This window comes from Mesorhizobium sp. B2-1-3, from assembly GCF_006442495.1.
Classification (GTDB): Bacteria; Pseudomonadota; Alphaproteobacteria; order Rhizobiales; family Rhizobiaceae; genus Mesorhizobium.
In genome coordinates this window covers 152,732-174,113 of record NZ_VFWL01000010.1, presented here as the reverse complement: position 1 = coordinate 174,113, position 21,382 = coordinate 152,732, and the positions used below count along the sequence as shown (strand labels likewise).

Genomic DNA, 21,382 nt, shown 5'->3' with positions numbered 1-21,382 from the left:
CTCAACTCATCATAGCGCGGGCAGGTCGCACGGTGCTTGCATTCAAACGCTTGAAATGTTTATCTGATGCATGAAATGTGCATGGTTTTTGGAAGTATCATGAATGATGCGCGTCTTGATCAGTTTGATCGCAAGATATTGGCGCTGTTGCAGTGTGACGCACGGCTCACCAACAACGACCTTTCGGAGCGGGTGAACCTCTCGGCCTCGCAATGCTCGCGCCGCCGCCAGCGGCTTGAGGAGGACGGCTATATCAAGGGCTATCGCGCCGTGCTTGACCGCGACCGGCTGGGCTTTTCGCTGGTCAACGTCATCTCGGTGACCTTGGCCACCCACAACCGCGACAATGCGCGGCGCTTCGGCGAACTCGTGGCGCGGCTGCCCGAAGTGCAGGAGGCGCACGCGCTGACCGGCGAAATGGATTATATCCTGAAGGTGGTTACGCCCGACCTGAAATCATTGTCGGAGTTCGTCAATGGCGTGCTCTTGCCGCACGAATCCGTGCAGCACGTCAAGACGGCGATTGTGCTCGAGACGCTCAAGGAGACGGGCGCGCTGCCGATCTAACCCTTCGACTGCTGGATTAGCCCGTAGAGATTGGTGCAGCGAGCGCCGGAACGGCAGTAGGCGAACACCGGGCCTTCCAGCTCGTCGAGCGCTTGTCCCTGGTCCTCGACATTCTCCGCGGTGATCTGGCCGCTGATGACGGGAATGTAGCGGAAGGCAAGCCCGGCAGCCTCGACTGCGGCCTTGAGCGTGTCGGCCGAAGGCTGGCCGGGCTGCTCGTCGTCCGGCCGGTTGCAGATCACGCTCTTGAAGCCTGCTGCCTTGATGGCGGCGACGTCCTCGGGCTGGATCTGGCCCGAGACCGAATAGTCCTCGCTGATCTCGCGGTATTCCATTGTGGTGTCCTCGCAATCTGGTTGGGCAGTCTTGCCACTCCCCGGCACGGCCGGCAATCCACGCCGAGGGATTTCTCTGCCAAATAGCGAGTGCTGACCGGAAAATCCAACCGGGCCGCGAGGGCCCGGTTGGGTCGGAGCGGCTCAACTGCCGAGGATCGCGCCTTTGATCTGCGTGATGTTGTTGTGCATCATGTCGATATAGGTCGAGGCCGGGCCGTCGGGCTGCGACAGCGCGTCGGAATAGAGCGTGCCGCCGACTTTGATGCCGGTCTCGCTGGCGATCTGCTCGATCAGTCGCGGATTGGTGATGTTCTCGACGAAGATCGCCGCCGCTTTGTCCTGCTTGACCTGCTCGACCAGCTTGGCGACGTCGGCGGCCGACGGTTCGGAGTCCGTCGAGACGCCCTCCGGCGCTAGGAAGGTCAGGCCGTATTCGTGCTCGAAATAGCCGAACGCGTCATGCGAGGTGATGACAACGCGTTTTGCCTCGGGAATGGACTGGATCGCCGCCTTCACTTCACCTTCGAGCGCGTCGAGCTTCTTTGTGTAAGCCGCGGCGTTGGTCTGGTAGCTGACGCAGCCATCATTGTCGGCCGCACAGAACGCCTCGGCAATGTTCTTCACATAGATCTTGGCGTTGGCGATCGACTGGAAGGCATGCGGGTCGGTGACCGTCTTGCCGCCGCCGGTACCCGCACCCTCCGCCGCGTCCGCATCGGCGAATTCCGGTTTGAAGTCGATCGCCGCCACGCCCTTGGTCAGGGTGACGATCGAGGCCTTGGTGGCGCTGGCATCGACCAGCCGCTGTAGAAAGCCCTCGAAATGCAGGCCGTTGACCAGCACCAGATCGGCGCCCGCCATGGCGACCGCATCAGCCGGGCTCGGCTCGTAGACATGCGCATCGCCGTCGGGTCCCACGATGGTGGTGATGTTGACGCGGTCGCCGCCGACATTCCTGGCGAAATCGGCAATGACGGTGAAACTCGCGACCACTTTCAAGGGCGCCGCAAAGGCCGACGACGCGCCGAGAGCAGTTAATGTTATAACGCTCATCGTGAGGGCGGCGCGGATCGATTTCAACATGGGCGGTCTCCTTGGAGGCTAGGGATAGATCAGGCCGTCCGATGACGGTGATGGACGATGCGGGCGCGCAGCGCGCCGCGCGTGCCGAACAGGATCGAGGCGAAATAGACGACGCCTGCCGACAGGATGATCGCCGGGCCTGAGGGCAGCGAGGCGTGGTAGGACAGAAGCAGTCCGGCGATGCAGGAGGCAAAGCCGATCAGCACGGCCAGCACGCACATCGGTTCGACGCGCACGGTCCAGAAACGGGCCGCGGCGGCCGGCAGCATCATCAGCCCGACCGACAGAAGCGTGCCCAGCGCCTGGAAGCCGCCAACGAGGTTGAGCACGACGAGGCCGAGGAAAATGAAATGCACCGGACTGCCCCACCGGCTGACCGAGCGCAGGAACAGCGGGTCGAGGCATTCGGCGACCAAGGCCCGCCAGAAGACGGCAAGGCTGGCAAGCGTCACCAGCACGATGCCGCCGATCAGCGTCAGCGCTTCATCGTTGAGCGCCAGCACCGTACCGAACAGCACATGCATGAGGTCGACGCTGGAGCCACGGACCGAAACCATCAGCACGCCGACGGCGAGCGAAATTAGGTAGAAGGCGGCCATCGAGGCGTCTTCGCGCTGGATGGTGAATCGCGAGACGGCGCCCGCGCCGAGTGCAACGACGATGCCGGCGATCAGGCCGCCAATCGTCATCGGCAGGATTTCCAGCCCGTAAAGCAGGAAGCCGGCGGCGGCGCCCGGCAGGATCGCGTGCGCCATGGCGTCGCCCGAGAGGCTCATGCGCCGCAACATCAGGAACACGCCGACCGGACAGGCGCCGAGCGACAGCATCAGCGAGCCGAACAGCGCCCGCTGCATGAAGGCGAAATCGGCGAAAGGCGCGATGAAGAGTTCGTAGAAGACGTTCATCATGCAGCCCTTGGTCCGGCGCCATGATGGTGGTGACGATCCTGTGCATGGGCAGGCTCATCATGATTGTGATCATGTCCGTCATGGTCATGATCGGGTCCGCCCGGCTCGCACCATGGCGCGTTCTCTTCCCACGCTTCATGGAAACGCCTGGCCCGCAGGAGATTCTCAGGCCGCAGCGTCTCCTTCGTCTCGCCCCAGGCGACAGGCTGGCGGGCCAGCAGCAGCGTTTCGGGAAAATTCTGCCGGACAAGGTCGAGGTCGTGGACGACGACCATGATTGTGCGTTCCTCGCCATGCCAGCGCTTGATCAGCGCAATAAGATCGCCCATCGTCTTTGCATCGACGGCGTTGAACGGCTCGTCGAGCAGGATGAGATCCGCATCCTGCAACAGCACGCGGGCAAACAAGGTGCGCTGCAACTGGCCGCCCGACAGCGTGTCGATCGGGCGGGTCTCGAAGCCGCCAAGGCCGACCGCCATCAACGCCTCGCTGACGGATTGGCGATCCTCCTTGGTATGGCGGCCGAGCAGCCCGCGTTTCGGCCACAGGCCGAGCGAGACCAGATCGACGACCCGGGCCGGAAAGCTGCGGTCGAGTTCCGACTGCTGCGGCAGATAGGCGGCGCGCACGCCAGGCGCCCGCGTCACAGCGCCGGCCATCGGCTTCAGCACGCCGACGATACCCTTCATCAACGTCGACTTGCCCGAACCATTGGCGCCAACGACGGCGGTCAGCGAGCCTTTGCGTATGATGCCGTCCAGATGATGGATCGCCGGATGGCTGTTATAGCCAAGCGTCAAGTCACGGAATGTCAGGCAGGTTTCGGTCATTTGACGCTCCGTGGGGCGGTAGTGCGGCTGCCGGGCAGCGCCGATTGGATATGTGATGTTATTACATTAGTCAACAAGCCAATCGAGCGGAATTGTGGCTGCCGGCTCAACTTGCCGTGACTCTCCGGCGCCGCTGGTCCAAGGGGATTTGGAACGCTCGGCCTTGCCCGAAGCCGGTGCCAACTTTAAAGAGGCGCGATCACAAAGGAAGGAAACTCCCATGAGCATTCGTCGCATCGATGTTGGCCCACGCATGAGCCAGATCGTCATTCACGGCAATACCGTCTATCTGGCCGGCCAGGTTGGGGAGCCGGGCGGTAATGTCGCCTCGCAGACACGCGATATTCTGGCGACGATCGACGAATTGTTGGCCAAGGCCGGCACCGACAAGACCAAGATCGTCCAGGCGATCATCTGGCTGGCCGACATGGGTACTTTCGCCGAGATGAACTCGGAATGGGACAAGTGGGTGCCCCAGGGCCACACGCCCGCTCGCGCCACCGGCGAAGCCAAGCTCGCCGGTCCGGAATATCTGGTCGAGATCATTATCACCGCGGCGATCTGAGGCGCTGCGCTTTCCCTTCTCCCCTTCCTTGCGAGGCAAAAAGGGGAGAAGGGAAGAGATGCTATCCGTGTGACGGCGTGAATCTTGCCACCAACGTGTGGCTCTCGGCTGCATAGGTGAAGCGCACATGGGTGACCGGGTGCTCGGCACTCCATGTCCGGCGCTCGACCACAAGACAGGCCGCACCAAGGCCGATGTCGAGGGCATCGGCAACACGCTCGTCGGCGGCAACAGCACGAATGCGATGCTCGGCCTCGCTCCACGGCACACGGCCGATCAGCCACGGGCCCGGTGCAATGTCGAGGAACTCTTCCTCGCCGGCTTCCGTGACGGCGGAGAGATTGATCAGCCGCTCTTCGAGCGCGAACGGCCGCTCTCCGGCGAAATGCAGGCATTCCAGCGATAGTACCCAACCCGAGGCAGAAAGCCCGAGCAGCGACCGGTCTTGCGCGCTGCTGCGCCGCTTCAGGCGCGCCAGCCGCTCATAGCGATAGGGCAGGCCGAGCGCTTCGACCTCGATCCTGATGTCGTGGATTTCCAGCACCGCCGCTTGCGATTGCGGCTGACGCACGAAGCTGCCTGAGCGCCGGCGGCGTTCGATCAGTCCTGACTTGGCAAGCTGCGACAGCGCCTTGTTCACCGTCATGCGCGAGCAATCATATTCGGCCGTCAGCTCGTGCTCGAACGGGATGCGATGCCCCGGCGCCCAGGCGCCGGACAGGATTTTCTCGCTTATGTCCGACAGGATGCGCTGATGCAGCGACACCGTCTCGCCGCCCTCCGTCTCCGCTGTCGCCACCATGCTCATGGGCTGTCCCTGATCAGCCTGCCGAAAGCGCGGTCATGACATTGCGGAAACACGCCGCGATGGCGTCGCGCCTGGCGTGCCTGCCGCCGCTGACTTGCTTTTGGCCGTGCACCCAGACGCAATCGACCTTGGTGCCGTTGGCGAAGATCCAGGCGTCGAGGATCGCGTCTCCGGTCTTGCCGGCAAGCGAAGCCTGGCTGTGGTCGAGCGATACGAGGTCGGCGGATGCGCCAATGGCGATCCGCGAGGCGCCGGCGCCAAGGGCGACGCTGCCGCCGTCAAGCGCTGCGTCGAACAGCGCGCGGCCGGTCGAGCCGCCGGCGACCGCCAGCACGTTGCGGGCGCGGTGGGCAAGACGCTGCGAATATTCGAGTTGCCGAAGTTCGTCCGGCAGCCCGATCAGCACGTTGGAATCGGAGCCGACGCCGAAGCGGCCGCCATGTTGCGCGAACAGCGGCGCCGCAAAAATGCCATCGCCGAGATTGGCTTCGGTGATCGGGCACAGCCCAGCGATCGCGCCGCTTTTTGCCATCGCCATGGTCTCGGCATCGGTCATATGGGTGGCATGGATCAGGCACCAGCGCCGGTCGACATTGGCATGGCCAAGCAGAAACTCGACCGGACGCGCCCCCGACCAGGCAATGCAGTCCTCGACCTCCTTCACTTGTTCCGCGACGTGGATGTGGATCGGTCCGTCCGGCGCCATCGCAGCGACTTGTCGCAACTCCTCGACCATCGCGGCACGCAAACTATGGGGGGCGACGCCGATGACCGCTTGATTCAAGGCGCGAACGCATTCGCGACTTTTCTCAACCAGGCGTGAGAACCGGTTAACATCATTGAGAAATCTGCGCTGACCTTCGTTGGGAGCCGCGCCGCCGAAAGAAGAATGTGCATAGAAGACCGGCAGCAGCGTCAAGCCTATGCCGGTTTCTGCGGCGGCGGCCGCGATGCGCTCGGCCATTTCGGCAATGTTGGCGTAGGGCTTTCCGTCGCGGTCGTGATGCAGATAATGAAATTCGCCCACACGCGAAAAGCCGGCCTCCAGCATCTCGACATAGAGCTGGGCGGCGACCGCCTCGACCTGGTCGGGCGTCATCGACAGCGCGAAACGGTACATCACCTCGCGCCAACTCCAGAAACTGTCGGCCGACGGGCCGCGCAACTCGGCAAGTCCGGCCATGCCGCGCTGGAACGCGTGGCTATGCAGGTTGGGCATGCCCGGCAGGACGATGGCGTGGCGTTCGTCGCCGGTGTTCGGCGCAACCCCGGCGTCGATTGCCGCAACGCGGCCTCCGCCCAGGGCGATGCGCACATTGCTTCGCCAGCCTTCCGGCAGAAGCGCCTGTTCCGCAAAGATCGCCGTCACGTTGTTCTCCGAATCCTGGCTTATGATGACAATAGCACTTGCGGTGCTTTTTAATATGTATATACATAACCGCCATCCTTTCAAAGGGAAAATATGATGGCTGGAGAAAGCAGAGGCCGGGCGGCGGCGGTTCGCATATGGCGCAATGCGCGCCTGGCGACTTTTGCCGAAGGGGCAGCAGGGCAGGGCGTCGTCGAAAAGGGCGCCGTCGCCGCGCGTGACGGCACCATCGTCTATGCCGGCGCCGAAGCCGATATTCCGGCGGCGTTCGAGCAGCGTGCCGAGATCGTCGATTGCGAGGGCCGCTGGATCACGCCCGGCCTGATCGACTGCCACACCCATCTCGTCCATGCCGGCGACCGCGCCAACGAGTTCGAGATGCGGCTGGCAGGCGCCACCTATGAGGAGGTCGCCAGGGCCGGCGGCGGCATCGTCTCGTCGGTCAGGGCCTTGCGTGCCGCGGGTGAGGACGAACTGGTCGCTCAGACACTGCCCCGTCTCGATGCGCTGATCGCGGAGGGCGCTACCACCGTCGAGGTCAAGTCCGGCTATGGCCTTGACCTGGAAAACGAGAAAAAGTCGCTGCGCGCGGCGCGCCGTTTGGGCGCCGAGCGCCCGGTGACGATCCGCACGACCTTTCTCGGCGCCCATGCCTTGCCGCCGGAAGCCAAGGGCGACAAGGACGCCTTCATCGATCTCATCACCGCCACGATCCTGCCGGCCATCGCTGCCGACGGGCTTGCCGACGCCGTCGATGGTTTCTGCGAAGGCATCGCGTTTTCGGTCGAGCAGATGGCACGGGTCTTCGAAGCCGCAAAGGCGCTTGGCCTGCCGGTAAAGCTCCATGCCGACCAATTGTCGAACCTGCATGGCGCCGAGCTTGCCGCGCGCTATGGCGCGCTGTCGGCCGACCATCTCGAATATACCGATGAGGCAGGCGCGGCGGCAATGGCTGCATCGGGCAGCGTGGCGACGATCCTGCCCGGCGCTTACTATTTTATTCGCGAGACGAAGAAACCTCCGATCGAATTATTCCGCAGGCATGACGTCAGGATGGCCGTCGCCACCGACAACAATCCCGGCACCTCGCCGCTGACGTCGTTGCTGCTGACCATGAACATGGCGGCTACCTTGTTCGGCATGACGGTCGATGAATGCCTCGCGGGCGTGACCCGCGAAGCCGCCCGCGCACTGGGTCTGCTCGGACAGACCGGCACGCTGGAGGCGGGCAAATCCGCCGATCTAGCGATCTGGAGCATCGAGCGCCCTGCCGAACTCGTCTACCGCATGGGCTTCAACCCCTTGCACGCGCGCATCTGGAGAGGACAATGACCGAACTCGTACTGAAACCCGGCAACGTGACCCTGGCCGACTGGCGCGCCATCTATCGCGGCGCCGTGCCCAGGCTCGACGATGCCTGCCGGCCAAAGATCAAGGCGAGTGCGGAGGCTGTCGCACGCATCGTCGCCAAGGGCGAGCCGGTCTATGGCATCAACACCGGTTTCGGCAAACTGGCCAGCGTCCGCATTCCTGCCCAGGATCTCGAAACGCTTCAGCGTAACATCGTGCTCTCGCACGCCGCCGGCGTCGGCGAGCCGATGCCGGTCGCTGTTTGCAGGCTGATGATGGCCTTGAAGCTTGCCAGCCTGGCGCAGGGCGCCTCCGGCGTGCGGTCGCGCACCATCGAGCTGCTGGAAGCGATGCTGGCCAACGATGTCATCCCGGTGGTGCCGGCGCAAGGTTCGGTCGGCGCCTCCGGCGACCTCGCGCCGCTGTCACACATGACGGCCGTGATGATCGGCGTCGGCGAATGCTTCACGCCGCATGGCCGCTTCCCGGCCAAGGTCGCCTTCGTCTCGCATGGGCTGGAGCCTGTCATCCTTGGCGCCAAGGAAGGGCTGGCGCTGCTTAACGGCACGCAATTCTCGACCGCCTACGCGCTGGCGGGCTTGTTCGAGGCCGAAGTTCTCTACCAGTCGGCACTGGTCGCGGGTGCACTGTCCACCGACGCCGCCAGGGGCTCGGACGCCCCCTTCGATCCGCGCATCCATCTCTTGAGGAAGCATCGCGGCCAGATCGAGACGGCGAATGCGCTGCGCAGTCTGATGGCCGGCAGCGCCATCCGCGAATCCCACCGCGTCGGCGACGAGCGCGTGCAGGATCCCTATTGCCTGCGCTGCCAGCCGCAGGTGATGGGGGCCGCTCTGGACGTGTTGCGCAAGGCGGCCGACACGCTCGGCACGGAAGCCAATGGCGTCACCGACAATCCCTTGATCTTCGCCGAGGACGACACCGCCTTGTCGGGCGGCAATTTCCATGCCGAGCCGGTGGCTTTCGCAGCCGACATGATTGCACTCGCCGTCTGCGAGATCGGCTCGCTGTCGGAGCGCCGCATCGCCATGCTGGTCGACCCTGCGCTGTCGGGCATGCCCGCCTTTTTGACGCCGAAGCCCGGCCTGAATTCCGGCTTCATGATCCCGCAGGTGACGGCGGCAGCGCTGGTTTCCGAAAACAAGCAGAAGGCCTATCCAGCAAGCGTCGATTCGATCCCGACGTCGGCCAACCAGGAGGATCACGTCTCGATGGCCGCACATGGTGCGCGCCGGCTGATCGGCATGGTCGAGAACGCCACGGCCGTCATCGGCATCGAGTTGCTGGCCGCGACCCAGGGCTGCGATTTCCACGCGCCGCTCGCTTCCAGCACCGCACTCGAAGCGGTGCGCAAATTGGTCAGGGCGGAGGTGCCGCATCTCGACAACGACCGGCATTTCCATCCCGACATGGAGAAAGCCATCGCCATGGTGCGCAGCGGTGCAGCGGTGAAGGCGGCGAGCGCGGTGGCGCTGCCGGGAATTGCCTCATGAGAGTGCTTGGCATGGTAGGTTGCGTTCCTTCTCATCCCAGCCGTAGCTCCAACATGCGGAGGCCTCGCATGACACCTCCTTGGCTGACGGTAAAACAAGGCACCGCGCCGCTGCTGGTTTCCATGCCGCACACCGGCATCGATCTCGCCGGTCTCGACAACCGGCTGGTCTCGAGCTGGCTTGGCCAGCGCGACTGCGACTGGTGGATCGACAAGCTCTATGATTTCGCCGCAGGTCTTGGCGCCACCGTCGTGCACACCGCCATCTCGCGCACCGTCATCGACGTCAATCGCGATCCGTCCGGCGCCTCGCTCTACCCTGGTCAGGCGACGACCGGGCTGTGCCCGACCGAAACCTTCGACGGCGATCCGCTCTACCGTACAGGCGAGGAACCGGGACCGTCGGAGATCGACGAGCGCCGCCGAAAATTCTTCATGCCCTATCATGCCGCGCTCCAGGCCGAGATCGACCGGCTGCGCGGATTGCATGGCAAAATCGTCCTCTATGACTGCCACTCGATCCGCTCTGTGCTGCCGCGCCTGTTCGATGGCACGCTGCCGGTCTTCAACCTCGGCACCAATGACGGCAAGAGCACGGATCCGGCGTTGCAGGAAAAGGTCGCCGGGATCCTGGCCGAGACCGGCGAGACGTTCGTGGTCAACGGCCGCTTCAAGGGCGGGTGGATCACCCGCCATTTCGGCCAGCCGCAAAACGGCGTTCATGCGCTGCAGATGGAACTGTCCAACCGCGGCTACATGCGCGAGCCCGAAGGCAAGGGCGCGCCCGACAACTGGCCGGTCCCTTACGACGCCGCCTTCGCCGCGCCGATTCGCGCCACACTGACATCCATCCTCGAGACCGCGATTTCGTGGGTCGAGAGCTGACGCCTCGCCGCGCTCATCTGAAAGGGAAGTGACGACATGACCGATCCTCGCCACAACATCCGCGAAGTGCGCAGCCCCCGCGGCGACAAGCTCAATGCCAGGTATTGGACGACCGAAGCGCCGCTGCGCATGCTGATGAACAATCTCGATCCCGATGTCGCCGAAAATCCCAACGAACTGGTCGTCTATGGCGGCATCGGCCGGGCGGCGCGCACCTGGAACGATTTCGACCGCATCGCCGCTTCGCTGAAGACGCTTGGCGAGGACGAGACGCTGCTGGTGCAGTCCGGCAAGCCGGTCGGCGTCTTCCGCACTCATCCCGACGCGCCGCGCGTTTTGATCGCCAACTCCAATCTGGTGCCGCATTGGGCGACCTGGGAGAAATTCAACGAGCTCGATAGGAAAGGCCTGATGATGTACGGCCAGATGACGGCCGGCTCGTGGATCTATATCGGCACGCAAGGCATCGTGCAGGGCACCTACGAGACCTTCGTCGAAGCCGGACGCCAGCACTATGGCGGCGATCTCAGGGGCAAATGGATCCTGACTGGCGGCCTCGGCGGCATGGGGGGCGCCCAGCCTCTCGCGGCCGTCATGGCCGGCGCCTGCTGCCTGGCCGTCGAATGCGATCCCGACCGCATCGATTTCCGGCTGCGCACCCGCTATGTCGACGAGCGTGCCGATACGCTTGACGAGGCGCTGGAGAAGATCGCGCGCTGGACCAGGGCAGGCGAGGCGAAGTCGGTCGGCCTGGTCGGCAACACCGCCGATATCGTGCCCGAGCTGGTGCGGCGCGGCGTGCGCCCCGATATGGTCACCGACCAGACTTCGGCGCACGATCCGTTGAACGGCTATCTGCCCAAGGGCTGGACGCTGGCCGAGTGGCGCGAGAAGCGCACGTCCGACCCGAAAGCAGTCGAGAAAGCCGCCCGCGCCTCGATGCGCGAGCATGTCGAGGCGATGGTGGCCTTCTGGAACGCCGGCGTGCCGACGCTCGACTACGGCAACAACATCCGCCAGGTCGCCAAGGAAGAAGGCTTCGAGAACGCCTTTGCCTTCCCAGGCTTCGTGCCGGCCTATATCCGGCCGCTGTTCTGCCGCGGCATCGGCCCCTTCCGCTGGGCGGCCCTTTCCGGCGATCCGCAGGACATCTACAAGACCGACGCCAAGGTGCGCGAACTGACGCCCGGCAACACCCATTTGCACAACTGGCTGGACATGGCGCGCGAGCGCATCGCCTTCCAGGGCTTGCCGGCGCGCATCTGCTGGGTCGGCCTCGGCGACCGCCACCGGCTGGGCCTCGCCTTCAACGAGATGGTCGCCAAAGGCGAACTCAAGGCGCCTGTCGTCATCGGCCGCGACCATCTCGATTCCGGCTCGGTCGCCTCGCCGAACCGCGAGACAGAGGCGATGAAGGACGGCTCGGATGCGGTTTCCGACTGGCCGCTGCTCAACGCCTTGCTCAACACGGCATCGGGCGCTACCTGGGTGTCGCTGCACCATGGCGGCGGTGTCGGCATGGGCTTTTCCCAGCATGCAGGCATGGTCATCGTCGCGGACGGCACGCCTGAGGCAGCCAGGCGCCTGGAGCGGGTGCTGTGGAATGATCCGGCGACCGGCGTCATGAGGCACGCCGACGCCGGCTACGACATCGCCATCGATTGCGCCAGGGAGCATCAGCTCAATTTGCCCGGCATTCTGGGATAGTAGGCCGACCGATGCGCGTCCTGCGGGCAGCCGAATACAAATCGATGCCGTGGAAGAACGGCGGCGGCGTGACGACGGAAATCGCCGTCTCGCCGGCCGATGCCGGGCTCGACACCTTCGATTGGCGTGTCTCGATGGCCCGCGTCGAAGGCAGCGGGCCGTTCTCCAGCTTTGCCGGCATTGACCGCACCCTGTCGGTATTGGAAGGCGAGGGGATCGTTCTTGATGTCGCCGGCCAGCCGCCGGCGCGCCTGACCGCCGCTTCAGCCCCGCTTTCCTTTCCGGCCGACCGGCCGACCAGTGCCGAACTGATCGCCGGCCCGATCACCGATCTCAACGTAATGACCCGTCGCGGCCGCATGAGGCATTCCGTCGAACGCCTCGTAATCTCGAACCCTTTGGAAATCGGAACTGAAAGCCGCGCGACCCTCGTCCTGTGTCTGGGTGGGGAGTTCGTGGTTGCCGCCGCTGAGCCTGTTCGCCTTGGCCACCTCGACGCGCTCCTGACTGCCTCAGCCACAACTGGCCTGCGCATCCAGCCGATCGACGACACGACAGTATTCGTGGTCCGGATCGATGGCATTCGAGCCAACGATTAACGCTTGTTTCCAAACATGATCGCGATGCCGGCGAAATATAGGGTAAGCTCCAGCCGGGATCACGAAAAAGCCTGAATCCTTTCCGTCGATCGGTCTCGGCGGGAGTGAGAGGCGTTCGTCTTTGAAACGGTCGAAAAGACGATGCCTTGTCGTGGTGCGGAAACAATTTTCGGCAAAAGCTGGGCATGCAACCAATTGCATTTGAATCGGTTTTAGGGCCATTGCCGTGGCGGTGACGCCGCTGAGTGCCCGCTTACGGAATTTTCAATGAATATTCAGACGAATCCAGCACAAATCGAAAAGACCAGCGCGAGCTTCCCGCCCATCACGGAAGAACCGATAAGATCCATTTTCCTGCCGGAGGAACGCCTTCGGCTGCTCGGTGAAAGCCTGGCCAAGGGCGATCTCGCGGATCTGTTCGGCCTGACGCCATTCGATTTCCAGGCCCGCATCCGCGACAGCGCCAAGAAGATCCTCGAAGTCTACCGTTCGACCAACGCCGCGCAGGCGAGGGGCGAGACCATCACGCCCGCGGCGCAATGGCTGCTCGACAACAACTATCTGGTCGAGGAAACCATTTTCCAGGTCAAGCGCGACCTGCCGCGCCGCTTCTATCGTCAACTGCCGACGCTGAAGCTGCCGGACGGCGGCGGCGTGCCGCGCGCGCTGGCGCTGGCCTGGACTTATGTGGCGCATTCCGACAGTTCCGTCTCCGCGACCATGTTCAAGGCCATCGTCCAGGGCTTCCAGTCGGTCGAGCCACTGAAGATCGGCGAACTCTGGGCGCTGCCGTCGCTGTTGCGCTTCGTTCTGATCGAAAATCTTCGCCGCCTTGCGGTCAGGGTCAACCGCACCCGGCAGATGCGCCAGATCGCCAATGATGTCGCCGACAAGGTGCTGGCGACCGACGATACCCGCGACCGGCAAGCGATCCTGGCCAATTTCAGCGCGCACGCCCAGGACACTACCTTTGCCACGCAACTGCTCTACCGCTTGCGCGACGGCTCGCAGAATGCAGGCAAGGCGCTGGAGTGGCTGGAAGGCGAACTCGAGAAGACCGGCTCGGACGCTGAGGAAATCATCATTTCCGAGCATCATACGCTGTCCAGCGGCAATGTGACGACCGGCAACATCATACGCGGCCTGCGTCTCATCAACGATATCGACTGGACGGTGTGGTTCGAGGGCGTCAGCCGTATCGACACGGTGCTGCGCGAGCGCACCGACTTCGCCGCGCTCGATTTCTTCTCGCGTGACCAGTACCGGACCGCGATCGAAGAGCTGGCCCGCCGCTCGAATCTGTCGGAATATCGCGTCGCCGAAAAGGCGATCGAACTGGCCGGCCAGATCACCAACGAAATTGCATCCGCCGCCGACGGCGCAGATGGCCTTGCGGCTCCTTTAGCGCACACGGATGTCGGTTTTTTCCTTGTCGGGCCACGCCGGCTGGAGCTGGAAAAGGCGATCGGCTACCGACCGACCGTCAGTCAGACCGTCAAGCGCACCTTTGCCAAGACCGGATGGCTGGGCATCGTCCTGCCGGTCTTTGCGCTGACCGTGCTGCTTCTGGTGGTTTCCGGCAATGCCCTTGCCAATCTCGGCCTGTCTGTGCCTTCGATCGTCTTGATGCTGGCGCTATTTGCCGTGCCGGCCAGCGAAGGCGCGCTCGCTTTCTTCAATACCGTTGTCTCGCTGTTCCTCAAGCCGACGCGCCTTATCGGCTATGACTACAGGCACGGCGTGCCGTCCGAGGCACGCACGCTGGTGGTGGTGCCGTCGCTGATCGGCTCGCGCGACGACGTCGAGGAAAACATCCGCAACATCGAAGTGCACTACCTCGCCAATCTGGCGGACGAGATCCACTTCGCCCTGCTGTCGGACTGGCCCGACAGCAAGACCGAGATCGACGCGGCCGACACCGAGATTCTCGAATTCGCCCGTGACGAGATCGCCCGCCTCAACGCCCGCTATCCCGCCGAAGGCGCGCCGCGCTTCTATCTCCTGCACCGGCGCCGGCTCTATAATGCCGCGCAGGGATGCTGGATGGGCTGGGAGCGCAAGCGCGGCAAGCTGCACGAGCTTGACCTGCTGCTGCGCGGCGACAGCGACACCACCTTCCTGCCGCTCGATGTGCCGCTGCCGGAAAAAGTCGTTCACGTAATGACGCTCGACGCCGACACGCGCACCACCCGCGATGCGGTCGCTACGCTTGTCGGCAAGCTTTGCCACCCGCTCAACCGACCGCATTTCGATGCCACCAGGCGCATCGTCACCTCGGGCTACACGATCCTGCAGCCACGTATCACCGCTTCGCTGACCAGCGGCGACGAGGCATCGTTCTTCCAACGGGTCTTCTCGGCCAATCGCGGCCTCGATCCTTATGTCTTTGCGGTGTCCGACCTGTACCAGGACGTCTTCGGCGACGGCTCCTTCACCGGCAAGGGCCTCTACCACGTCGATGCCTTCGAGGCCGCGTTACAGGGCCGCATCGAGGAAAACACCATCCTCAGCCACGATCTGCTCGAAGGCGCGCTGGCGCGTTCGGCGCTCGTCACCGACGTCGAACTGGTCGAGGATTACCCGACCCGCTACTCGGTCGATGCCTCGCGCCACCACCGCTGGGCACGCGGCGACTGGCAGCTCCTGGGCTTCATCCTCGATCCGCGCTCCGGCGTCCCGGCACTGTCGCGCTGGAAGATGGTCGACAATCTGCGCCGCTCCCTGACGCCGATCTTCTGGGTGATGGCGGCGATCGCCGGCTGGACGCTGCTGCCCTTCACGCAGGCAGCACAATGGCAGGCATTGCTGATCCTCAGCCTGTTCATGGCGCCCACTTTCGACGTCGTCAACGCCATACTGCCCAAGAGCGGTGACCAGACGCCGCGCGGCCATTTCTCCGCACTGGCGCGCGACGTCGCCTTCGGCACCGCCATGGTGGCCTTGAAGATCGTGCTGATGGCGCATAACGCCTGGATGATGGGCGACGCCATCGTGCGCACGCTCTACCGGCTGTTCGTCTCCCGGCAGAACCTGCTGGAATGGCGCACCGCCTCGCAGGCGCACAAGGCCGGCGACAACGACATCGGCTCCTACTACGGCATGATGTACGGCGCCGTGATCATCGGCTTCGTCGGCCTCGCCATTCCGGTGCTGGCCGATTCCACCGGCGCCTTCGTCGCCTTTTTCTTCGCTCTGTTCTGGATTGGCTCCCCGGCGATCGCAAGCTGGATCAGCCGCTCGGCCGAGACCGAGGACCGGCTGCGCATCTCGCAGGCCGACATCCATGCGCTGCGCACCGTGGCGCGCCGCACCTGGCACTATTTCGAAACCTTCGTCACGGCGGAGCATCATCACCTGCCGCCGGACAATTTCCAGGAGAGCCCGGCGCCCGTGGTCGCGCCGCGCACCTCCCCGACCAATATCGGCGTCTATCTCCTGTCGGTCGTCTCGGCCCGCGATTTCGGCTGGATCAGCCTGTCCGACGCCATCACCCGCATCGATGCCACCATGACGACCATCGAGAGCATGCCGCGCAACCGCGGCCATCTCTTCAACTGGTACGACACCAGCACACTGAAGCCGCTCTATCCGCTCTACATCTCGGCTGTCGACAGCGGCAATCTCGCCGGCCATTTGGTGGCGGTGGCGGCGGCCTGCGCCGAATGGGCCGAGGCGCCGTCCGTTCATCTCCAAGGCGATTTCGAGGGCATCCTCGACACAGTGACCATCCTCGGCGAGAGCCTGGATGAGCTGCCCGACGACCGCCGTCAGCTGCGGCCGCTGCGCCAGCGCCTTGCCGACCGCCTCGACGGCATGCGGCGCGCCGTCGACACCATCAAGGCGCAGCCGGAAATGGCCTCGATCCGCACCATCAATTTGGCTGTGCTGGCCGGCGAGATCCGCAAGCTCGCCACCGCCATCCACACCGAGGCGGCATCGCCACAGAGCGATGTCATCGTCGACTGGGCGGCCAGGCTCGAAGCCACCTGCGAGGCGCATGTCCACGACGCCCACAGCGACGACAACGCCGTAGAGGCGCTGCGTGCCAAGCTGCTCACCCTGCGCGAGCGCACGCGCCGCTTCGCCTTCGAGATGGAGTTCTCGTTCCTGATGCGGCCGGAGCGCAAGCTGCTGTCGATCGGCTACCGGGTCGAGGAGCACCAACTCGACGAGAGCTGCTACGATCTTCTGGCCTCCGAGGCGCGGCTGACCAGCCTGTTCGCCATCGCAAAGGGCGACCTGCCGACTGAGCACTGGTTCCGGCTTGGCCGGCCGATCGTCGAGATAGGCTTCCAGGGCGCGCTGATGTCCTGGTCCGGCTCGATGTTCGAGTATCTGATGCCGCCGCTGGTGATGAAGGAACCGCAAGGTTCAATTCTCAACCAGACCAGCAAGCTGATCATCAAACGCCAGATCCAGTATGGCCGCCAGAAGAACGTGCCCTGGGGCATTTCGGAAGCGGCCTACAACGCCCGCGACCGCGAGCTGACCTACCAATACACCAATTTCGGCGTGCCTGGTCTCGGGTTGAAGCGCGGCCTTGGCCAGAACACGGTGATCGCGCCTTACGCCACCGTGCTCGCCGCGCAATTTAACCCGCGCGAAGCGGTGCAGAACCTAGCGCGACTGCGGGAGCTCGGCGCGCTTGGCCGCCATGGTTACTACGACGCGGTCGATTTCACGCCGCAACGCGTGCCGGAAGGCACCGATCACGTCGTCGTGCAGAACTACATGGCCCACCATTCCGGCATGTCGATCGCGGCGGTCGCCGATGCCATTTTCGAGGGTCGCCTGCGCGACCGTTTCCACAGCGATCCGGTCATCGAGTCGGCCGAACTTCTGCTCCAGGAGAGGGCGCCGCGCGACATCCCGACCGCGACCGTCAGGACCGAGGCGGACGAACGGGCGAAGGACGAGACCGAAACCGAGAGTCCCGACACACGCATCGTGCTCGATCCTGTGCGGGCGCTGCGTTCGACCAATGTGATGTCGAATGGCCGCTATTCGGTGATGGTCACCGCGACGGGCTCCGGCTACAGCCGGTGGGGCGACCTGTCCGTCACGCGCTGGCAGCCGGATCCGACCGAGGACCGGCTCGGCTCCTACATCTTCCTGCGCGACGCCGGCACTGGTGACTGGTGGTCGGCGACGGCGGAGCCCAGGCGCGCGGCCGAGGAGCGCACCCAGACGCTGTTCTCCGACGACAAGGCGAGCTTCGTCAAACTGGTCGGCACGCTGCGCTCCGAGGTCGAATGCATCGTCATCTCGGAAGGCAACGGCGAAGGCCGCCGCGTGACGCTGTTCAACGAGGGACCGACCGACCGTCACATCGAAGTGACCTCCTTCGCGGAGCTGGTGCTGGGGCTGGAGGTATCCGACAATGCCCATCCCGCCTTCTCGAAAATGTTCGTGGAGACCGAAATTGCTCCCAACAATGGGGCGATCTTCGCCACGCGGCGCAAGCGCGAGACCAGCGAGCCCGACGTGACTATGGTGCATTTCGTCACTGACCCGTCCGGCCCGGCGCGCGACGCCGAAGCCGAGACCGACAGGCGCGCCTTCATCGGCCGCGGCCGCACCATCGTCGACGCTGCGGCTTTCGATCCGGGCGCCCGGCTTGGCGGCCATTCCGGCTTCACCCTCGATCCCGTCGCCTCGCTGCGCCGCCAGGTGCGCGTGCCCGCCAACAAGAAGATATCGCTGACCTTCTGGACCGTCGTCGGTTCCAACCGCGCGGAGCTGGAGGAGGCCATTGCCCGACTCGACCACCCGGAGAGCTTTGCCCGTCAGGCCATGCTCGCCTGGACCCGCAGCCAGGTGCAGACCCGGCATCTCGGCCTCAGCCTGGCCGACGCCGCCAACGTACAGAAGCTGGCGCGCTATCTGATCTATCCGGATCCATTCCTGCGCCTGCCGGCCGAATCCATCGCTTCGGGACTGGGCAAGCAGTCGAGCCTGTGGCCGACCAGCATCTCCGGCGATTTCCCGATCTTCCTGGTCAGGATCGGCGACGTCGCCGATCTCGAAATCGTCGCCCAGGCGCTCCGTTTCCAGGAGTACATGCGCACCCGTGGCATGATGATCGATTTCGTCGTCGTCAACGAACAGGCCTCCTCCTATGTGCAGGACCTGCAGCGAGCAGTCGAATCCCTGTGCGAGAACAGCCGCTTGCGCGGCAAGGAGCTCGGACCGCGCCAGCACATATTCGCCGTGCGTCGCGACCTGATGGACGAGACCACCTACAAGACGCTGCTTGCGGTTGCGCGCGTGGTTCTGCACACGCGCAACGGCACCATCTTCGATCAGATCGAGCGGGCCGAAGTGGCGGCCTTGCAGGCGCGCGATGCCCAGCAGCCGGCGGCATTGCCCGAATTGGCGTCTATGACGCATTCCTTTGGCTCGCAGGCCTTGGCGGCGGACGGGCACGGGCTCAGCCAATGGAACGGGTTCGGTGGTTTCGAGGGCGACGGGCGGCACTATGTCGTGCGCCTGGCCGGTCGCAGCACCACGCCCCAACCCTGGATCAATGTTATTTCCAACGCCTCGTTCGGCTTCCACGTCTCCGCCGAAGGCGCTGCCTTCACCTGGAGCCGCAACAGCCGCGACTACCAGCTGACGCCGTGGTCGAACGATCCGGTTTCGAACCGGCCCGGTGAGGGCATCTATATCTATGATCACGCCAGTGGCCGGGCATTCTCGCCGCTCGCCGCCATGGTGCGCGATCCGTCGATGACTTACGAGACGTGGCACGGCCAAGGGTTCTCCACCTTCCGGTCGAAGCGCGGCTCATTGTCGATGGACCTCACCCATGTCGTCGACCCGGTCGACCCGGTGAAGATTTCCCGCCTGCGCATCCAGAATGCCGGCCCGGCGCCGGCCAGGCTGCGCGTCTATGCCTATGCCGAATGGGTGCTGGGCGGACATCGCTCGCGGACGGCGGCGACCATCGTTCCGTCGCGCGATGCCGCCACCGGCGCCTTGCTGGCACAGAACCCCTACGGGCTCGATTTCGGCGAGCGCGTCGCCTTCCTCGCCGCCGATGACGGCGTGCATTCGGTGACAGCAGACCGGACTGAATTCCTGGGCCGGCACGGCACCAGCGAGTTTCCGCAGGCGGTGCTGAGCGGCGCGGGACTGTCGGGCCGCGTGGAAGCCGGCGACGATCCCTGCGCTGCAATCGCCCGCGACATCGATGTTCCGGCCGGCGGCGACGTCACGCTGTTCTGGCTGCTCGGGGACGCTGGCTCGGCCGCGGAAGCGAGCGCCCTGGTGCGCAAGCATCGGGGCAGGGATTTCGACCAGCGTCTGGCCGACAACGAGCGCGAGTGGCGCGGCTTCCTCGACACCATCCAGGTCGAAACGCCGGACAAGGCGCTCGACGCCATGGTCAACCACTGGCTGCCCTACCAGAGCCTCGCCTGCCGCATCCGCGCCCGCTCTGCCTTCTATCAGGCCAGTGGCGCCTTCGGCTTCCGCGACCAGTTGCAGGACACGCTGGCTCTGCTGGCGCACGATCCCAAACTGGCGCGAGACCAGATCCTCAACGCGGCGCGTCGGCAGTTCCCTGAAGGCGACGTGCAGCATTGGTGGCTGCCGCGCACCGGGGCGGGCGTGCGTACGCTGATCTCCGACGACGTAGTCTGGCTCGCCCATGCCACCGCGCGCTATCTGCTGGTGACGGGTGACGCCACAATCCTGAAGGAGCAGCTGCCCTTCATCGATGGACAGCCGCTGGGCGAGGGCGAGCACGATGCCTTCTTCACGCCCGAAATTTCGAAAAAGACGGCGTCCCTCTACGAGCATTGCGCGCGTGCGCTCGATCTTGCCATTACGCGCAGCAGTCCCGCCGGGCTGCCGCTGATCCTCGGCGGCGACTGGAACGACGGCATGAACCGCGTCGGCGAGCAAGGCAAGGGCGAGAGCGTCTGGCTCGGATGGTTCCTGCTGCGGACGCTGGGCGACTTCGCCGCCGTGGCCAAGACCGAGGGTGATGCCAAGCACGCGCAGGCCTGGGCAAAGCATGCCGACGCGCTGAAACGCGCGCTGGAGAGCACGGCGTGGGACGGCGAATGGTATCGGCGCGGCAGTTTTGACGATGGCACGCCGCTCGGTTCGCGCTCATCCCAGGAGTGCAGGATCGACTCCATCGCCCAGTCCTGGAGCGTGCTCTCGGGCGAGGGCGATCCGGCGCGTTCGACGACGGCGATGCAGCAGGCGACCAAGCTGCTCGTCGACGACGAACTCAAGATCCTCAAGCTGTTCACGCCGCCCTTTTCGAAGACGAAGAAGGACCCGGGATACATCAAGAGCTACCCGCCGGGCGTTCGCGAGAATGGCGGCCAGTATACTCATGCCGCCACCTGGTTCGTCATCGCGCTGGCCGAAATGGGGCTGAACGACGAAGCCTATCGCTGCTTCTCGATGCTGAACCCGGTCAACCACGCATTGGACGAGGCCTCGGCAGAGCGCTACCGCGTCGAGCCCTACGTGGTTGCGGCCGATATCTACGCCGGCGACGGCAATGCCAGCGACAACAAGGGCGGCCGCGGTGGCTGGACGTGGTACACGGGCTCGGCGGGCTGGCTGTACCGGGCGGCGGTCGAAGGCATTCTCGGCATCGAGCGGCGTGGAAAGCAGATCACGTTTAGGCCGAAACTGCCCAGCCATTGGGATGGCTACGCCGCCACGCTCAAAATGCTGGGGGCCGAAGTCACGGTGCGTGTCGTCCGCGACAAAAAGACCAAGTCGATCTCGCTTGAAGTTGATGGTTCGAAGACGAAATCCGCGTCTTTCCAACCGAAGGCTGGTAGCAAGGTCGAAGTTGTCGTGAAGATACCCTCGTAAAATCAACAGCTTCAAC

Annotated in this window: 14 protein-coding genes; 8 read left to right on the top strand and 6 right to left on the bottom strand. The window is 64.4% G+C overall.

All coding sequences use genetic code 11. The features are described 5' to 3' along the window. Nucleotides 1–99 precede the first annotated feature (99 nt). Entirely contained in the window at nt 100–567 is a 468-nt protein-coding gene (locus FJ973_RS18285) for an Lrp/AsnC family transcriptional regulator (RefSeq protein ID WP_140515609.1), read from the top strand. Here the strand turns inward: FJ973_RS18285 and FJ973_RS18280 are convergent. From FJ973_RS18280 to aztA, 4 genes are all read right to left on the bottom strand, one after another. Beyond that, nucleotides 564–902, bottom strand: a complete 339-nt coding sequence (locus FJ973_RS18280; RefSeq protein ID WP_140494156.1) for a TIGR01244 family sulfur transferase — start codon at nt 900–902, stop codon at nt 564–566. The genes FJ973_RS18285 and FJ973_RS18280 overlap by 4 nt on opposite strands. A 144-nt stretch (nt 903–1,046) precedes the next feature. Continuing rightward, complete coding sequence (aztC, locus tag FJ973_RS18275) at nt 1,047–1,988, bottom strand: zinc ABC transporter substrate-binding protein AztC (protein WP_140557056.1); 942 nt, start codon at nt 1,986–1,988, stop codon at nt 1,047–1,049. Between the two features lie 29 nt (nt 1,989–2,017). Continuing rightward, entirely contained in the window at nt 2,018–2,893 is an 876-nt protein-coding gene (gene aztB, locus FJ973_RS18270) for a zinc ABC transporter permease AztB (RefSeq protein WP_140557055.1), read from the bottom strand. Next, nucleotides 2,893–3,726 carry a zinc ABC transporter ATP-binding protein AztA gene (aztA, locus tag FJ973_RS18265; protein ID WP_140494152.1) on the bottom strand — a complete coding sequence of 278 codons (834 nt, stop codon included), beginning with the start codon at nt 3,724–3,726 and terminating at the stop codon, nt 2,893–2,895. Before aztA ends, aztB begins: the two co-directional genes overlap by 1 nt. Nucleotides 3,727–3,946: 220 nt before the next feature. Between aztA and FJ973_RS18260 the strand changes: the two genes are divergently transcribed. Beyond that, complete coding sequence (locus FJ973_RS18260; RefSeq protein WP_056562755.1) at nt 3,947–4,291, top strand: RidA family protein; 345 nt, start codon at nt 3,947–3,949, stop codon at nt 4,289–4,291. Nucleotides 4,292–4,352: 61 nt separating this feature from the next. Here the strand turns inward: FJ973_RS18260 and hutC are convergent, their stop codons facing one another. Next, the gene (hutC, locus tag FJ973_RS18255) at nt 4,353–5,099 is read right to left on the bottom strand and encodes a histidine utilization repressor (RefSeq protein ID WP_140557053.1); all 747 of its coding nucleotides are present in this window, start codon (nt 5,097–5,099) and stop codon (nt 4,353–4,355) included. Nucleotides 5,100–5,112: 13 nt separating this feature from the next. Continuing rightward, nucleotides 5,113–6,468 carry a formimidoylglutamate deiminase gene (locus FJ973_RS18250; protein WP_140557052.1) on the bottom strand — a complete coding sequence of 452 codons (1,356 nt, stop codon included), beginning with the start codon at nt 6,466–6,468 and terminating at the stop codon, nt 5,113–5,115. Between the two features lie 96 nt (nt 6,469–6,564). Between FJ973_RS18250 and hutI the strand changes: the two genes are divergently transcribed. The 6 genes from hutI (at nt 6,565) to FJ973_RS18220 (ending at nt 21,366) form a co-directional block, all read left to right on the top strand. Beyond that, entirely contained in the window at nt 6,565–7,800 is a 1,236-nt protein-coding gene (gene hutI, locus FJ973_RS18245) for an imidazolonepropionase (protein WP_140557050.1), read from the top strand. Further along, nucleotides 7,797–9,332, top strand: a complete 1,536-nt coding sequence (hutH, locus tag FJ973_RS18240; RefSeq protein ID WP_140557048.1) for a histidine ammonia-lyase — start codon at nt 7,797–7,799, stop codon at nt 9,330–9,332. The genes hutI and hutH overlap by 4 nt, the downstream gene beginning before the upstream one ends. Nucleotides 9,333–9,400: 68 nt before the next feature. Continuing rightward, entirely contained in the window at nt 9,401–10,216 is an 816-nt protein-coding gene (gene hutG, locus FJ973_RS18235) for an N-formylglutamate deformylase (RefSeq protein ID WP_140494141.1), read from the top strand. A gap of 36 nt (nt 10,217–10,252) precedes the next feature. Continuing rightward, on the top strand, nt 10,253–11,923 hold the full coding sequence (gene hutU, locus FJ973_RS18230) for a urocanate hydratase (protein ID WP_140521725.1): 1,671 nt from the start codon (nt 10,253–10,255) through the stop codon (nt 11,921–11,923). Nucleotides 11,924–11,934: 11 nt separating this feature from the next. Continuing rightward, nucleotides 11,935–12,522, top strand: a complete 588-nt coding sequence (locus FJ973_RS18225) for a HutD family protein (RefSeq protein WP_140557047.1) — start codon at nt 11,935–11,937, stop codon at nt 12,520–12,522. Nucleotides 12,523–12,789: 267 nt separating this feature from the next. Then, nucleotides 12,790–21,366 (top strand): glucoamylase family protein, encoded by an 8,577-nt coding sequence (locus FJ973_RS18220; protein WP_140557045.1) that lies wholly within the window; start codon nt 12,790–12,792, stop codon nt 21,364–21,366. Nucleotides 21,367–21,382: the final 16 nt, after the last annotated feature.

Excerpts from the sequence above, each read along its gene's own strand:
- FJ973_RS18225 (WP_140557047.1), top strand. The coding sequence starts at position 11,935 with ATGCGCGTCCTGCGGGCAGCCGAATACAAATCGATGCCGTGGAAGAAC.
- FJ973_RS18285 (WP_140515609.1), top strand. The coding sequence starts at position 100 with ATGAATGATGCGCGTCTTGATCAGTTTGATCGCAAGATATTGGCGCTG.
- FJ973_RS18280 (WP_140494156.1), bottom strand. The coding sequence starts at position 902 with ATGGAATACCGCGAGATCAGCGAGGACTATTCGGTCTCGGGCCAGATC.
- hutI (WP_140557050.1), top strand. The coding sequence starts at position 6,565 with ATGGCTGGAGAAAGCAGAGGCCGGGCGGCGGCGGTTCGCATATGGCGC.
- aztC (WP_140557056.1), bottom strand. The coding sequence starts at position 1,988 with ATGTTGAAATCGATCCGCGCCGCCCTCACGATGAGCGTTATAACATTA.
- hutC (WP_140557053.1), bottom strand. The coding sequence starts at position 5,099 with ATGAGCATGGTGGCGACAGCGGAGACGGAGGGCGGCGAGACGGTGTCG.
- hutH (WP_140557048.1), top strand. The coding sequence starts at position 7,797 with ATGACCGAACTCGTACTGAAACCCGGCAACGTGACCCTGGCCGACTGG.
- hutU (WP_140521725.1), top strand. The coding sequence starts at position 10,253 with ATGACCGATCCTCGCCACAACATCCGCGAAGTGCGCAGCCCCCGCGGC.
- hutG (WP_140494141.1), top strand. The coding sequence starts at position 9,401 with ATGACACCTCCTTGGCTGACGGTAAAACAAGGCACCGCGCCGCTGCTG.
- aztA (WP_140494152.1), bottom strand. The coding sequence starts at position 3,726 with ATGACCGAAACCTGCCTGACATTCCGTGACTTGACGCTTGGCTATAAC.
- FJ973_RS18260 (WP_056562755.1), top strand. The coding sequence starts at position 3,947 with ATGAGCATTCGTCGCATCGATGTTGGCCCACGCATGAGCCAGATCGTC.
- aztB (WP_140557055.1), bottom strand. The coding sequence starts at position 2,893 with ATGAACGTCTTCTACGAACTCTTCATCGCGCCTTTCGCCGATTTCGCC.
- FJ973_RS18220 (WP_140557045.1), top strand. The coding sequence starts at position 12,790 with ATGAATATTCAGACGAATCCAGCACAAATCGAAAAGACCAGCGCGAGC.